10 protein-coding genes and 1 rRNA gene (1 of these 11 running past the window's edge) are annotated in these 15470 nt (G+C 40.1%); 5 read left to right on the forward strand and 6 right to left on the reverse strand.

Translation table 11 applies throughout. The features are described 5' to 3' along the window. Nucleotides 1–44 precede the first annotated feature (44 nt). The 3 genes from PESP_RS00590 to PESP_RS00600 all read right to left on the reverse strand — a co-directional run bounded on the left by PESP_RS00590 (nucleotide 45) and on the right by PESP_RS00600 (nucleotide 4713). On the reverse strand, nucleotides 45–986 hold the full coding sequence (locus PESP_RS00590) for a tetratricopeptide repeat protein (protein ID WP_089346313.1): 942 nt from the start codon (nucleotides 984–986) through the stop codon (nucleotides 45–47). A gap of 97 nt (nucleotides 987–1083) precedes the next feature. Beyond that, nucleotides 1084–2484 carry a M20/M25/M40 family metallo-hydrolase gene (locus PESP_RS00595; protein ID WP_089346314.1) on the reverse strand — a complete coding sequence of 467 codons (1401 nt, stop codon included), beginning with the start codon at nucleotides 2482–2484 and terminating at the stop codon, nucleotides 1084–1086. Nucleotides 2485–2634: 150 nt separating this feature from the next. After that, nucleotides 2635–4713, reverse strand: coding sequence for a TonB-dependent siderophore receptor (locus PESP_RS00600; protein WP_089346315.1), 2079 nt, complete (start codon nucleotides 4711–4713; stop codon nucleotides 2635–2637). Between the two features lie 204 nt (nucleotides 4714–4917). Here PESP_RS00600 and dbpA point away from each other — a divergent pair, with 204 nt between their 5' ends. Continuing rightward, nucleotides 4918–6306, forward strand: coding sequence for an ATP-dependent RNA helicase DbpA (gene dbpA, locus PESP_RS00605; RefSeq protein WP_089346316.1), 1389 nt, complete (start codon nucleotides 4918–4920; stop codon nucleotides 6304–6306). On the opposite strand, the gene PESP_RS00610 is transcribed toward dbpA, so the two are convergent. Further along, nucleotides 6296–6871 carry a DNA-J related domain-containing protein gene (locus PESP_RS00610; RefSeq protein WP_089346317.1) on the reverse strand — a complete coding sequence of 192 codons (576 nt, stop codon included), beginning with the start codon at nucleotides 6869–6871 and terminating at the stop codon, nucleotides 6296–6298. The two genes, dbpA and PESP_RS00610, sit on opposite strands and share 11 nt — an antisense overlap. A gap of 75 nt (nucleotides 6872–6946) precedes the next feature. Here PESP_RS00610 and PESP_RS00615 point away from each other — a divergent pair, with 75 nt between their 5' ends. Then, nucleotides 6947–9763: a tetratricopeptide repeat-containing hybrid sensor histidine kinase/response regulator gene (locus PESP_RS00615; protein ID WP_089346318.1), complete on the forward strand. Its 2817-nt coding sequence runs from the start codon at nucleotides 6947–6949 to the stop codon at nucleotides 9761–9763. A 255-nt stretch (nucleotides 9764–10018) separates the two neighbouring features. Here the strand turns inward: PESP_RS00615 and rho are convergent, their stop codons facing one another. Both rho and trxA read right to left on the reverse strand, forming a co-directional pair. Next, a complete protein-coding gene (gene rho / locus PESP_RS00625; RefSeq protein ID WP_058547681.1) occupies nucleotides 10019–11278 on the reverse strand; it encodes a transcription termination factor Rho in 1260 nt (419 codons plus the stop codon). Nucleotides 11279–11460: 182 nt separating this feature from the next. Then, on the reverse strand, nucleotides 11461–11787 hold the full coding sequence (gene trxA / locus PESP_RS00630; RefSeq protein WP_002960942.1) for a thioredoxin TrxA: 327 nt from the start codon (nucleotides 11785–11787) through the stop codon (nucleotides 11461–11463). Nucleotides 11788–11878: 91 nt separating this feature from the next. Between trxA and rhlB the strand changes: the two genes are divergently transcribed. The 3 genes from rhlB to PESP_RS00645 form a co-directional block, all read left to right on the forward strand. Beyond that, nucleotides 11879–13156, forward strand: coding sequence for an ATP-dependent RNA helicase RhlB (gene rhlB, locus PESP_RS00635; RefSeq protein WP_089346320.1), 1278 nt, complete (start codon nucleotides 11879–11881; stop codon nucleotides 13154–13156). Nucleotides 13157–13200: 44 nt separating this feature from the next. Then, nucleotides 13201–14694, forward strand: coding sequence for a guanosine-5'-triphosphate,3'-diphosphate diphosphatase (gene gppA, locus PESP_RS00640; RefSeq protein WP_089346321.1), 1494 nt, complete (start codon nucleotides 13201–13203; stop codon nucleotides 14692–14694). Nucleotides 14695–15225: 531 nt separating this feature from the next. Next, nucleotides 15226–15470: ribosomal RNA gene (locus tag PESP_RS00645) — 16S ribosomal RNA — on the forward strand; it runs 1291 nt beyond the window's last position.

Here is a 15470-nt window from a genome sequence, read left to right on the forward strand (position 1 = left end):
TTAGTTTGCTTGTGGAATGCGCTGATTTATTAGCGCATTTAAATTTATTCACACTGAACACTTATACACATTTCTTTTAATTCATATTTAGCTTTATTGTTCCCTTGCGCTATTGCTTGCTCGTACCAGTGTTTTGCTGTTTGCACATTTTTAGTTACGCCTTGTCCGTCTCGGTACATTTGTGCAAGGTTTAACTGCCCCCATTGAGAGCCTGTATTTGCGGCTAACGTAAAGCTTTTAAGGGCTTCTTTATACTGTCCGTTTTTAAAATACGTAATACCTTGTTGGTTATTTTTATCAAGCTTTAACCCTTTATATAGCGGTTTGGGCTTAGGTGGAAACATCACAAAGCCGCCATATAGGCTATTTGCAGATGGACGCAGTACGTCATAAATTATATCGTCGTTATATAATCGCAGCACTTCGCTACGTGGGAGGGTGATAGTCTCTTTTGAAAAGTAACCATGTTGTACCAATAAGCTTGTGCGCAACGCATTGGTAATGCCGTTATTACGTTTATAGCTGTAATTACTTATTTGAAAAGTAATAAATTGATCATCAAAACTTATCACTTGAGCTACTTTTAAATTGGTTAGCGTCCAGGGCTCGTGGGTAAATTTGTCGGCATGAACTAAATAGGTGTCGTAGGCTTTTGGGCTATTTAAATACCCAAGCTTTTGCGCTTGTGTATCCAAATGTTGTTGATAAAAAAATAGCAGTAGCCATAAAGCTAGCAATACACCTATAAAATATTTTGGCAGGCTTAACTTTTCTGCTAAAGGGAGCTGCTGGATTTTTACAGGTGCCTTATAGCCACATTGATAGCACTCATTTGTATAGCGTAACTTTAAAGGTGCTACCGGAATAATTGTAAAACGTAAATAACGACTCTGATTCACTAAATGGTAGGCATCACTTTCACAGTTTGGGCAGCACTGTGTTTGTGTAAAGTGAGGGAAAGATTGACTCGTATTGAAAAGCAACATACAAACACGCTCCTTGTTTTACCTATATAATTTATATAAAGGTAATCCAAGGAGCGTGTTAATCAAAGCGACAAACTGTAAGTAAGTATGTCAGCTATTATTTGGTGGCTGCTTTAGGCTTAATAGTGGTTTTTGCATCAGCTGCCATTAGTGCAAATACGGCATAAGCTGCTGTATTTTGGCGAAGCTTTGCAGGCGTTACTTTATCAAGTGTATCATCAGCTGTATGGTGGTAATCAAAGTAATCGGTGCCATCTTGAGCTAATTCAAATATAGGTGCCGATACTGCATTTTTAAACGGAATTAAGTCAGGTCCGCCATTTGCTTGGTTTTTACCAATATACTCAACATTTAATGGTGCAAGCTCTTTGGCTATAGCACGTACTACAGGGAGTGATGCCGCATCTACATTTGACTCAAAGCCATAGACTACATCAGCACCAAAATCCGACTCAGCAGCGGCAACAATATTGTGTAAATCGTTTTTATGCTTTGCAAAATAAGCTTTTGCGCCCCACAGGCCAAGTTCTTCTGCTGCAAAAAGCACAACGCGAATACTGCGCTTAGGGCGTTTTACATCGCTAATATGTTTAGCTGCTGCCATAGTTAGTGCAACGCCTGCGCCATCATCAAGTGCGCCAGTGCCTAAATCCCAAGAGTCTAAGTGTCCGCCAATTAATACATATTGTTCAGGGTTTTCAGTGCCGTTAAATTGGCCTATTACGTTATAGCCTATGCCTTCGCCTAGACTTTGTGCTTGCACGTTAATATTTACCGATACCGCTTTATTTAAGGCCACCAAGCGTGCAATTTGATCTGCATCGGGATTGGCTATGGTCACGTTAGGTATTTTTTTAACGCCTTCTTTGTAGTAACTACCACCAGTATGCGCAAAACGATGATGCGCAGTGCTTACTGAGCGCATCATGTAGGCAATAGCGCCTTTTTTAGCTGCCTCAATTGCACCTGTAGCACGTGCTTTTACCGCAGGGCCGTAACCGTTGCCGTCTATATTGCGATTCATTCGGTAATTAATGTAGGCAATTTTTCCTTTTAAACTATTAGCCGGTGCAGCGATTAGTTCATCAAGTGTTTCAAATAAAACAACGGAGCCAGTAACGCCTTCTTTTGGTGTGCTAATACTGTTACCCAGTGCTGTTAAATGAAGCGGTTGCTCACTTGGCGTGAGTATTTTTCCGCTTTCGCTGTAACGGCGCCACTCTGGAAAAGTTGCTTCTTCAAGCCATACCTTATCAAAACCAAGTTCGTTAAATCTTGCTTTAGCCCATGCCACTGCTTTTTTGTCATTTTCAGTGCCGGGTAATCGAGGGCCAACCTCTGTAGTAAGTGACTCGAGTAGCTCATAGCTTAAAGGGCTTTTAAGCGCAGCACTGCGCACTTCATCAACCTGTTGCAATTGTTTAGCGGTGAATTCTGCACTAGTTGCATTAGCAGCTAAGCTGCTAGTTAGTAAAAGCGCTGTAATAATTTTTTTCATATTGAGTAGGCCTTTTTATAATTAAGCGTATTAGAGCACTTTTTTAAGGCTTTAAAAAATAGATGAGATGAATGCAGTGGTGTTTTTAATAGGCAGTAAAAAGCCCGCACAATAATAATTGTGCGGGCTTTGTAGTATAAGTTTTATAACTTAAAAACTAAATTGAGCTGCTAAGCGCACATTTGTGCCTTCGCCAACGGTTACGTTATTTAAACCACCACCGCCTAAGTAATCTTCATCAAGAAGGTTTTCAATGTTTAAGCGAAGGTTTACATCGGTATTACTTACTTTAAGTTTGTAAGTTGCACCTACATCAACACGTGTATACGCATCTTTTTCTACAGTGTTTGCACTATCGGCAAAGCGCTCACCTTCAAAAAATGCACCTGCATTAAATGCAATAGTGTCGTTTAGTTCGTAACGTGTCCAAAGAGATGCAGACCATTTAGGTGCATCAGTAGGGCGCTTGCCTTCTAAATCTTCGTCGCGTTCAAAATTTGCATCTAAGTACATAGTTGATGCCATTACAAATAAACGGTCTGTGGCTGCACCTTGAGCACTTAGCTCAAATCCTTTATGACGTTGCTCACCTACTTGGTTAGTTTTTGAGGTGAATTCGCCAACAGGTACTTCAAGTGCTTCAGTTACTAAGGTGCCTTTTTTGCTAATATCAAATACTGCACCGCTTAACATTAAGCGATCGTCAAACAGCTGCCACTTAACACCTACTTCTCTTTGCTCAGAAGTCACAGCGTCAAGCTTCATACCGTTATTTACGTCAGTCTCATTAACTAAAGTATCGCTACCTTGTGGTTCAAAACCTTCTGAGTAGCTCGCGTAGATAGTTGCTGAAGGGTTAGGGTGATAAAGCACACCTACTTTTGGTACAAATGACTCGTTATCCGCACCTTCTCTGTTTTGTTTGTCGTAACGACCGCCAACAGATAATTGCCACTCTGGCGAAAAGCTAATTAGATCTTGTACATAAATACCGTAGTAGTCGTATTCTGTTTCGCTAATAGTGTCGTCTGTTTTGTAGCTAACAGTAGGGCGGCTTGGCTCGTCTTGACCTGCTGCAAAGTCAAAGTAATCAGCTGATACACGGCGTTGTCCGTAGTAGTAATCAAGCGAGTTAGCGCCAATTAAAAATTGGTGTTGTAAGCCCGCGGTTTCAAATTCGCCTACAAAGTCAATAAAGGCGGTTTTAAACTGCCAATCATCAAAACGGTCATAAGGGCGTGATTCATAGCTATCACCTTCAGTAAAAGTTCCCGGCTTACGAGGTGCTGATTCAAAACGCTGGCGCTCAAATGTTTGCTCGTTGTAACCAAGCTTAACTTGCCAGTGATCGTTTAAATACACTTCAAAATCTACGCCTAGGTTTTCTACCGTTATGTCGGTAAATGCCCAAGACATATCGCGAATGGTTTTGTCATCGCCAATAACATTGGCGTTATCATCAATCCACGCGCCTGTATCTAAGCCTGCTTCGTCATCTGTGCGGTCGTAATGTACGCGCACTAATGCGTTGTCGCTTAAATCGTAATCAACAATTAACGCACCTAAAAAGCGGTCACGTTCACGGTTTTCACCGTTTTGGTATTCACGCCAGTAATCAACATCTTGTTTTACTAAAATACCGCGAGCACGTAAATCTTCAGCGTCGGTAAGTGCGCCTGCAGCATCTAGCATAAAGCGGGTAGAGCCATGTTGGTCTACATCGGCGCTTGCATTAAATAACGTAGTGGCGGTTGGTTTTTTAGTCACCATATTTACTAAGCCACCAGGACCTGATTGACCATATAAAATACTTGATGGGCCTTTAATTACTTCTACTTGTTGTAAAATTTCGATTGGTTGCTGGTAATGCGACCAATGTTGGTGACCGTCACGTAAGTAGCCTGTAGATGAGCTAAGCTCAAAACCACGTAAGTTAAATACTTCACGGTTACGTTGCTGAGAGCCCGCCGTTAAGCTTGCATCGTTTGTTAATACTTCACCGAGTGTGGTTGCAAGTTGCTCATTAACAATCGTTTCTGAGATAACCGTTACAGATTGTGCGGTTTCTAACAATGAAGCTGATGTTCTCATCGCGCCATTAGCATTATCGACTTTGTAGTCGTTAAAATAACTACCTTTAACTTCAATTCGTTCTAAATCAGTAGGGGCGGCAAACGCGCTTGAGCTTACTGCTGCAACAAGTGCAACGTAAAGAGAGTTCAGTTTCATTAATTACTTCCAACATCATAGTGTTAATTTTTATGGATCTTAATGAAAACTAGTATCATTTTCAACATCTTTATTAACATGATTTAACAAGCAGTATAATATTGGTCGTTGGGTATTAATGGTTGCCTAATGTGAATTCTGCTATTATGTGGCTCATATTTGTGGGCTTGGCCCTGTGTTGTTTTTATTATTTTGGAATTAACTGTGACTTCTACTGCATTTTCATCTTTGGCTTTACCTGCTGGTTTAGTTGATAATTTATCAACACTTGGCTATTCGCAAATGACTCCTGTGCAAGCACAAAGCCTGCCACCTGTATTGTCAGGAAAAGATATCATTGCGCAAGCAAAAACCGGCTCAGGCAAAACGGCTGCCTTTAGTTTGGGCGTACTAGCAAAATTAAATGTAAAGCGCTTTCGTATTCAATCGTTAGTGCTTTGCCCAACGCGTGAGCTGGCCGAGCAAGTCGCAGTAGAAATGCGAAAACTTGCACGTGGCATTCACAATATTAAAATTTTAACCTTATGTGGTGGTGTTTCAATTGGCCCACAAATTGGCTCACTTGAACACGGTGCACATATTATTGTGGGTACACCTGGGCGTGTAGACGACCATATTCGCAAAGGTACACTGCGTTTAGGTGATGTTGAAACGCTAGTACTTGATGAAGCTGACCAAATGTTAGATATGGGTTTTCAAGATACCCTTGATGCCATTATTGAGCGCATACCGCAAAATCGCCAAACCTTGCTATTTAGTGCTACGTTCCCGCGTGCAATAGAGGCAATAGCTAAGCGAGTGCTTAAAAATCCAGAAATGATTAAAGTAGAAGAAGAGCAAGAAAAAAGCACTATTAAACAATACTTCTACAAAATGGATAACAATAAACAGCGTTACTCTACACTTAAATTATTACTGCTAAAATTTACTCCGCAAAGCTGTGTTGTGTTTTGTAACACCAAGGTAGAAACCCAGCAAGTATGTGACGATTTAGCCGACGAAGGCTTTAGCGCTGTAGCGCTTCATGGTGATTTAGAGCAGCGTGATCGTGAACGCACACTTATTCACTTTGCTAATAAAAGTGCGTCAATATTAGTGGCTACCGATGTAGCTGCCCGCGGTTTAGATATTGATGATATGGACATGGTAATTAATTACCATTTAGCGCACGACCCACAAACACATGTACACCGTGTAGGGCGCACTGGCCGAGCGGGCAAAAAAGGAATCGCGTGCTCTATTTATGGTGATGCAGAGCAATTTAAAGTGGCGCAAATTGGCGATCATTACGAGCGCGATTTTTTACCAGAGCCAATGCCAGCATTTAGCCTACTAGAAAAACCGCCTTACAAACCAGAAATGGTCACCTTGATGATCGACTCTGGTAAAAAGCAAAAAGTACGCGCAGGCGATATACTTGGTGCTTTAACGGGCAAAGATGGTATAGCAGGGCGCCAAGTAGGTAAAATTAACGTGTTAGACAACGTTGCTTTTGTTGCCGTTGAGCGTAACGCATCAAAACCAGCCCTTCGTAAATTAACAGAGGGTAATATTAAAGGGCGAAAAATTCGCGCTCGTCGCCTCACTCGCTAACATCTTCATTTTGAGCAGCTAGCTTTAGCTGCTCATATTCCTCTTTTATTTGCTTAAATTTACAAGCGTTTCCAGATTGTTTATCTGGGTGGTGCTGCAATGCTAGTTGCCGCCAGCGTTTTTGTAACACACCAACTCTAAAGTTAGCGGGTAATTGCCAGGCTATACGTATTGGTTCAATATTTACTGTTGGCGTTTTAACTATTGGTTTAAATTGTTGCCAAAAACTATCTAAAAGCGCGGTTATTTCAGCTGGGCTGGTATTGTAGTTTTTCCAGTCTAAATAAAAATGCTGTAAAGCTGACTGAGTGCTCACATTATTACTCGGCTCTACCAATTCAATGTGCAGTGTTGAAATAACTAAGTGTTTTGGCAATAGCTGTGTTTGTAACTCAAATAGTGCATTCATTATTAAAAAGTTTTTTTTAAATAAGTCTTGCTCAATATTAGGGTCTAGGGTGTTTAAAACCCCTTGCTGAGTAAGTGCTGATGCTAAAGTGTGAATTTTCCAAACTCGCTTTGTTAAAAGTAGCTCAAAAATCTCATCAATCAGTGGGTTAAGCATTGTTTGCACTCGTTTTGTTGTGTATCTTCAATAAAGATTACACTGATCAAAGCTAAAGTTTGAAGGAATAATATTATGTTAGGCAAATTGAGGTGCCTTTTATTCGTTTTATGCTGTGCATTCATACTGCCTAGCTTTGCTCAAAGTAGTGTTTCTTTATTCGACGAATTTAAAAAAGAGCAGCAGTGGGATGTAAAGCTCACTTTAGGTACTGCGCTGTTAGATGCAAAAAATATCACCGATTCTCAAAAAGTAACTGTTTACTCAGAACTTGCCGATTTAGCGTTTTCGTCTGACGATTTTGAAAATGCCCTTCATTATTTTAAACAATTAGAGCAACACACCTCTTTAAGCTATTTGCCCGACATGCACTTTAGAGCAATAAAAATGCAAGGCGTTGTATTTTATTTTCAGGGGTATTTTCAGCAAGCTATTGTTGAATATAGCCGTGCAATGGTAATTGTTGAAAAAAACAATAAGCAAATTGAGCTCGCAAATCTTTTAAGTAATATTGGCTTAGCGTATTTTGAAATGAATAATATGGAGCTAACCCTTGAGTATTATTTAAAAGCAAAAGACATTTATCAGCAAAAAGGCAGCGCGCAGGACCAAGCCGATATTTTACTAAATATTGCCGGTGTTTATATTAGGCTTTCGCGCTATGAAAGTGCGATTTCTATTTATCAAGATGTACTTAAAGTGTATCAAAAAATTGGTGATACAAGCGGTATTACGCAAATAAACAATAACTTAGGTGTTGCTTACTATGAAAGTAGCCAGTTTGATTTAGCACTGCATTACTATCAGTTAGCGCTGCGTTATTACATATCTACAAATGACTATAATAAGCTATCTACCCAATACACAAACCTAGCCAACATCAACCTAATCTTAAATAACGTAGACGTAGCCTACGAGCAAGCTAAATTAGGTGTACAGCACGCTCTTAAAATAGCAAACCATAGTTTAGAGCTTAATGCATTGCATGCTTTAGCTAAAATTCAGTATGTAAAAGGCGATCTTAACGAGGCAGAAAAAAGCCTAAATAGGTCAACAACCTTAGCTAAAAAATATAATAGTGAGCGAATTACACGAGATGCCTTCGGAACGCGCTCATTGTTAGAGGCGAGTAAAGGTAATTTCGCAGACGCGTTTAATCTTCATGAAAAGTTTATAGCAGAGCAGCGTAACCAGAGTAGCCAAACCATAGTGAATGCATTGGCCGTACTGCAAAATCAATTTAAAGCCACTCAGCTAAACCAAGAAATTCAACAGCTAAAACAAGAACAAAAAGTGCAAAAGTTAAAAATGAGTCAGCGCTCTCAGCTAACAGTATTTATTTTTGTTTTACTGTTTTTAGTGATTGTAACAGGCACAGCGCTGTACCGCAGAAGCGCCGAAAAACGCGCTAAACATTTACTAAAAGAGCAAGTTGCCCAGCGCACTGCAGAGCTACAAGCTACGGCGCAAGAGCTACGCGAAGCCAACGATGTTAAAAGCCAGTTTTTAGCAAATATTAGTCATGAAATTAGAACCCCGCTAACGGCTATTTTAGGCCAAACAGATGATTTAATTAACGGTTTATATGAGCCCGAAAACTTGCACGATGAGCTAAAAATAATTCAGCGCCATAGCGATCACTTAAAAAGCTTAATTAACGATGTGCTTGATTTAAGTAAAATAGAAGCAAATAGGTTAGAGCTTAATATGTCCTGCTTTGATGTAGTGCAATTAGTAAGTGATGTACATGCAATGTTTATTACACAAGCCAAAGCTAAGGCCTTACAAATACGGTTTGATAACCAAGTAGGTAATGAGTTTTATACCAAGCTTGATTTTATGCGTGTAAAACAAATACTCATTAATTTATGTGCAAATGCGGTTAAATTTACTCAGGCAGGGCAAGTAATTGTCTCCTTAAACAAAACAGATCAAGGCCTTGTTTTTATAATAAAAGACACCGGTATTGGGATGAACTCCTCTCAGTTAAAGCAAATATTTGAATGCTTTAGCCAGGCTGATAATAGTATTAGTAGGCGCTTTGGTGGTACTGGATTGGGACTTAGCTTATCGCAACAATTAGCGTCTATGATGGGGGGGTACATTAGTGTGCAAAGCGAGTTTAAACGCGGAAGCCAATTTTCACTGTTTTTGCCTTGTGTGCAAACCGAAAAACAAGCTGCACACTACGAGCAGCTAAGTAATCCTCAGCAGCAAAAACAGCTAACTGGGCGTGTGGTACTTGCTGAAGATCACCCCGATAATCGCAGATTGATAAGCCGCTATTTACGCTCTATGGGGCTTGAAGTTATAGCAGTAGAAAATGGCGAACAAGCTGTGGAGCAATGTCTGCAGGCTTATCCAGATTTGGTATTACTTGATATACAAATGCCCATAATGGACGGGCGAGCTGCCTTTAAACTGCTACAAAAGTGTGGCTTTCAAAGCCCTATTTTTGCTTTAACGGCCAACGCGATGAGCCATGAGGTGGATGACTACCTTGCATTAGGCTTTACTGGTTACTTAGGTAAACCACTGGATAAAAAAGCATTTTACAGCACACTATCAAAATACTTAGATGAAGCAGACGAGCAAGCGCAAGAGGGCGCATCAAAAATAGACATGAGCGATTTAGTAACCAGTTTTAAGCAAAGCTTTACGCTTGAAAGCGAAACTATTAGCCAACATCACAATAGTAACGATTTAGATGCATTGCAAAAAGACAGCCACCGGATTTTAGGCGCTGCGCAAATGTTTGCTTTAGATGAAATAGCAAAAGCAGCTAAAAACCTTGATATGGCTTTACTTAATAAGCAAAACCGAAACAAAGAACATATTCAAAAGCTTGTAGATGAACTACAAAATGTACTTAAAAAATATAACGAAAGTTAAGCATAAAATAGATGATACCAATCCGCATAATTAAGTGATCTATTTTGAGGATGGATAAACGTGTTGATAGCAAGGCAAAAAATTCACTATTTAGTTGTTCTAAATGAGAATTTTTTAACGCAGATAGCGACACGTTTAGCCCCTGAAAATGATTAAGTATTATTGCGGATTGGTATTACAGGTCAGTAAGAACAAATATAATTTAGACATAAAAAAAGCGCCTTAGGCGCTTTTTTTCATTCAATTAAAAGGCGCCTATTGGCGTCTCATTGAATCAAAGAATTCATCGTTAGTTTTGCTCATCGATAACTTATCGATTAAAAATTCCATCGCGTCAATTTCTGACATCTCATGAACAATCTTACGTAAAATCCACAGTTTTTGTAGCTCATCAGGCTTAGTAAGAAGCTCTTCACGACGAGTACCTGAGCGGTTAAAGTCGATAGCAGGGAATACACGCTTTTCAGCAATCTTACGATTTAAGTGTAATTCCATATTACCTGTACCTTTAAACTCTTCGTAGATAACTTCATCCATTTTAGAGCCAGTATCGATAAGCGCTGTAGCAATAATAGTTAAGCTACCGCCTTCCTCAACGTTACGTGCAGCACCAAAGAAGCGCTTAGGTTTGTGAAGTGCATTAGCATCAACACCACCGGTAAGTACTTTACCCGATGAAGGAATAACCGTGTTATAAGCACGTGCTAAACGAGTGATTGAATCTAATAAGATAACCACATCTTTTTTGTGCTCAACTAAGCGTTTTGCTTTTTCGATAACCATCTCGGCAACTTGTACGTGGCGCGAAGCTGGTTCATCAAACGTTGATGCAATTACTTCACCTTTAACTAGGCGTTGCATCTCAGTTACTTCTTCCGGACGCTCATCAATAAGTAAAACCATTAATGTAACATCAGGGTGATTATGCGTGATTGATTGCGCAATGTTTTGCAGTAGCATTGTTTTACCCGCTTTAGGCGGTGCTACTAACAAACCACGTTGGCCGCGGCCAATTGGAGATGCTAAATCAAGTACACGGGCGGTAATATCTTCTTTACTGCCATTACCACGTTCCATACGAAAACGTTCGTTTGCGTGAAGTGGGGTAAGGTTTTCAAAGAGGATTTTAGTGCGAGAGTTTTCAGGTTTGTCGAAGTTAACTTCATTTACTTTTAATAAAGCAAAGTATCGTTCACCGTCTTTAGGTGGGCGAATCAGGCCTGAAATAGAATCGCCAGTACGCATGCTAAAACGGCGAATTTGGCTCGGAGATACATAAATATCATCTGGGCCAGCTAAGTAAGATGCTTCTGATGATCTTAAAAAACCAAAACCATCTTGTAAAATCTCTAATACACCGCCACCGAAGATATTCTCTCCGCCTTTGGCGTGTGCTTTAAGAATAGCAAAAATGATATCTTGCTTTCTTAAGCGGGCTACGTTTTCGAGCCCCATGGACTCAGCTAAGTTTACAAGTTCTTTTATAGACTTGTCTTTTAATTCGCGTAAATGCATATTGGTGGGTTCTTTATTACAATTGTCATACTCAAAATCGCTTTGATAGTTGAGTGAGGTTTGTTGAATATAACTAAGGATTAGTTGGCTTTATAAACTAGCAGTTCACTGGCATAGCGTCCAGTCTTTATACAAAATAAACACAAAAAAAGGGCAAAAAAGCCCTTTTTTAGGAATATAACTTAGATATTGTTTTCTAAAAACTCAATTAGTTGAGTTTTAGAAAGCGCACCAACTTTCGTTGCTGCTACTTGGCCATCTTTAAAAAGAAGCAATGTAGGAATACCACGAATACCAAATTTAGGTGGTGTACCTGCGTTTTGGTCAATGTTTAGTTTAGCTACTGTTACGCGGCTATCGTATTCATCAGCTACTTCATGAAGGATAGGGGCGATCATTTTACAAGGTCCGCACCACTCAGCCCAAAAATCTACTAGTACAGGCTTGTCTGATTGTAATACGTCAGCTTCAAAGCTATCGTCAGTAATTTGGATTATTTTCTCGCTCATTGCGCTCTCCGATTTAGTTAGGCGAAATATTTAGTGCGTATTTAAACACTCTTGTTTCTTATTGCAAGTTTAAACGTTATGCTTAAACGCTATGACTAAGACACATTTGACCGATAAAAAGTTTTCAGACTTTGCTATCGCACCGGAAGTGGTTGCCGGTTTAACCGAAAGTGGGTTTGAATATTGCACACCCATTCAAGCAAAATGCCTACCTTTTATTTGTGACGGACGCGATATCGCGGGCCAAGCACAAACGGGTACAGGCAAAACGTTAGCTTTTTTAACAGCTACGTGCCATCGGTTATTACAATCTAGCAAAGCACCTAGTAAACATCCAAGAGCCCTGATCATGGCCCCAACTCGGGAGCTTGCGATTCAGATACACAAAGATGCAAAAATTTTAGCGCCGCACTGTAATCTTAACTTAGGTTTAGTATATGGTGGCGAAGATTACGAAAAACAACGTGCACAATTAGAAAAAGGCGTTGATATTTTAATTGGCACCACTGGTCGACTTATCGATTTGTATAAGCAAGGTTGCTACACCCTCAATGAAATAGAGGTTGTAGTGCTTGATGAAGCCGATCGAATGTTTGATTTAGGCTTCATAAAAGATATTCGTTATATGTTCCGCCGCATGCCAGATACAGCAGACAGATTAAACTTATTGTTTTCTGCTACGCTATCGTATCGCGTGCAAGAACTTGCATTTGAGCACATGACCAACCCTGAACATGTGCAAATAGAACCAGATGTAAAAACAGGCAAACGTATACAAGAAGAGCTATTTCATCCTTCGCAAGAGGATAAAATTAAGCTGTTATTAACCTTAATTGAGGAAGAATGGCCAGATAAAGCCATTGTGTTTGCAAATACAAAGCACAGCTGTGAAACAGTTTATGCATGGTTAAAAGCAGACGGTCACCGTGTTGGGTTACTAACGGGTGATGTAAACCAGAAAAAACGTCAATCAATATTAGCGCAATTTACCAAAGGTGATTTAGACTTTTTAGTTGCGACGGATGTGGCTGCACGTGGTTTGCATATTCCTGAAGTAAGCCATGTATTTAACTTTGACCTACCTGATGATTGTGAAGATTACGTTCATCGAATTGGTCGTACAGGTCGTGCTGGTGCGTCAGGTCATGCAATTAGTTTTGCGTGTGAGCAATACGCTTATAACCTGCATGAAATTGAAGAATATATAGAGCACAGCATTCCTTTATCACATTATGATAAAACCGCATTGCTAGATGATTTAACAAAGCCTACTATTCAAAGAAAGCGCAACTATTCTACAGGCCCACGTAATCGTAGTAATAATAACGGACGTCGCCCAAATAATAGTTACCAAAAAGGACGGTCGTAATTCGACCGTTACTATAAGTAGTAGTAACTAGAGGTTTTTGAACGGTGGGGCAATTTAAACCGCAAAAAAATGTGTATGCAGTCATTGATTTAGGCTCAAATAGCTTTCATATGCTTATTGCTAAATCAATTGCTGGCGGCCTACAAACAATAGGCCGCGTCAAACGTAAAGTAAGATTAGCAGCAGGGCTTGATAACGAAAATGTATTAAGCACTGAGGCAATGCAGCGAGGCTGGGAGTGCCTTGCACTTTTTGCTGAGCGACTACAAGACATTCCAAAACAAAATATCACAATAGTAGCAACAGCCACATTACGCCTTGCGACTAATGCCGATGTTTTTAAAACTCAAGCCGAAAAAATCTTAGGACACACCATTAATGTAATTAGTGGTGAGCTCGAAGCGCGTACTATTTATAAAGGTGTTGCGCACACATCATCGTGTACTGGCAAACAGCTGGTTATTGATATTGGTGGTGCAAGTACTGAGGTCGTAATAGGTAAAGGCTTTGAAGCACTGCACTATAAAAGTTTAAATATGGGTTGTGTTACTTATTTAGAGCGCTACTTTAAAGATTGCCAATTAAGTGAAGCAAACTTTAATGCAGCTATAAAAGCGGCCCATGTAGTCATTGATGAAATTGCACCTGAATATAAAGCAGCTGGTTGGCAAATTGCCTCAGGTGCGTCAGGTACAGTACAAGCAATTCAAGAGATCATGGTGGCGCAAAATTTAGATGATCTACTGACCTTAGAAAAGCTTAATAAAATAAAAGACCAATCGATAGCTTACAGCACAATTGCTGCGCTTGACCTACCTGGGTTAAGTGAAGAGCGACGTTTAGTGTTTGTTTCAGGTCTTGCCATTTTAATTGCGCTATTTGAATCACTCAATATTGAAAAAATGGGATTAGCTGGCGGCGCACTGCGCGAAGGTGTGCTTTATAGTATGGTTCCTGAGTTTCATAACAGCGATATTCGTAAGCGCACAGTAGATGGTTTCATGGACCGTTATCATGTTGACCAAAAACAAGCGAGCCGTGTATCAAGTTTAGTTATGCAGCTTGCCGCACAAGTCGGTGACAGTTGGCCGCTAGAAAGTGCACACGCTTTACCGCTATTAAATGCGGCAGCGCAGTTACATGAGATAGGTTTATTAATAGAATATAAGCAGTACCACAAACACACAGCTTATATTTTAGAAAACACCGACATGCCAGGTTTCTCGCAATCAGAGCACAAAGTAATTGCTGCCATAGCAAATGCACACCGCTCAGATATACAAAAAGGCAGTTTCGATACATTAGGTGCAAATAGCAAATTAGCTCAGTACTTAGTAAGGCTATTAAGAATTGCCGTAATCTTATCGATGCGTCGACAAGACGACGTTTTACCTAAAATAGAGTTATCTGTTGAAAACGACACCTTAGACCTAAAGTTTGCTAATAACTGGCTAAAAGAGCATCCACTTATGGCTAGTGAGCTACAACAAGAGTCTAAACTGCAAAGTAAACTCGGTTGGAAGCTCATCGTAAACTAGTATAAAGGGCCCGAAAGGGCCTTTTTAGTGTTTAAAGTGACCATTTTGCTTTAATTTCACTCGAACAGTCATTTATTTCAAGTTTTCTTCAAAAAAGGGTTGATCTGTTTTTGGATCTCCCTATAATGCGACCCCACTGAGACGGCAGACAGCAACGCTTAGCGAGGCAAGAGTCAATCAGTGAGTCGAGTAAAACTTAGTTCTGAAAACTTTCAAGTTTAACAAAATTAAGTGTTGACAAAAAAATAGGAAAGCGTAATATGCGCAGCCCTAGCGAGATAAAGTTTAACGCTTTAATCGCAACGTTCTTTAACAATATAAAGCAATCATCTGTGTGGGCACTCGTACAGATTGAGTTCTAACAGCCAAGCTACTTCGGTAGTGAGGCAAACAAATTTAGAGTCTCAATTGAAACTGAGTGACCAACAGAATAATTACTTAGGTAGTTATTCAGCACAGTCAATTCAATATCGAAAGATATTAAATAAATTCAGAATTCATTGAGCTGTTCTTCGGAACATAAACACTTTTTAATTGAAGAGTTTGATCATGGCTCAGATTGAACGCTGGCGGCAGGCCTAACACATGCAAGTCGAGCGGTAACAGAAAGTAGCTTGCTACTTTGCTGACGAGCGGCGGACGGGTGAGTAATGCTTGGGAACATGCCTTGAGGTGGGGGACAACAGTTGGAAACGACTGCTAATACCGCATAATGTCTACGGACCAAAGGGGGCTTCGGCTCTCGCCTTTAGATTGGCCCAAGTGGGATTAGCTAG

Origin of the sequence: Pseudoalteromonas espejiana DSM 9414 (genome assembly GCF_002221525.1) — a bacterium.
In the GTDB taxonomy this organism is placed as follows: domain Bacteria; phylum Pseudomonadota; class Gammaproteobacteria; order Enterobacterales; family Alteromonadaceae; genus Pseudoalteromonas; species Pseudoalteromonas espejiana.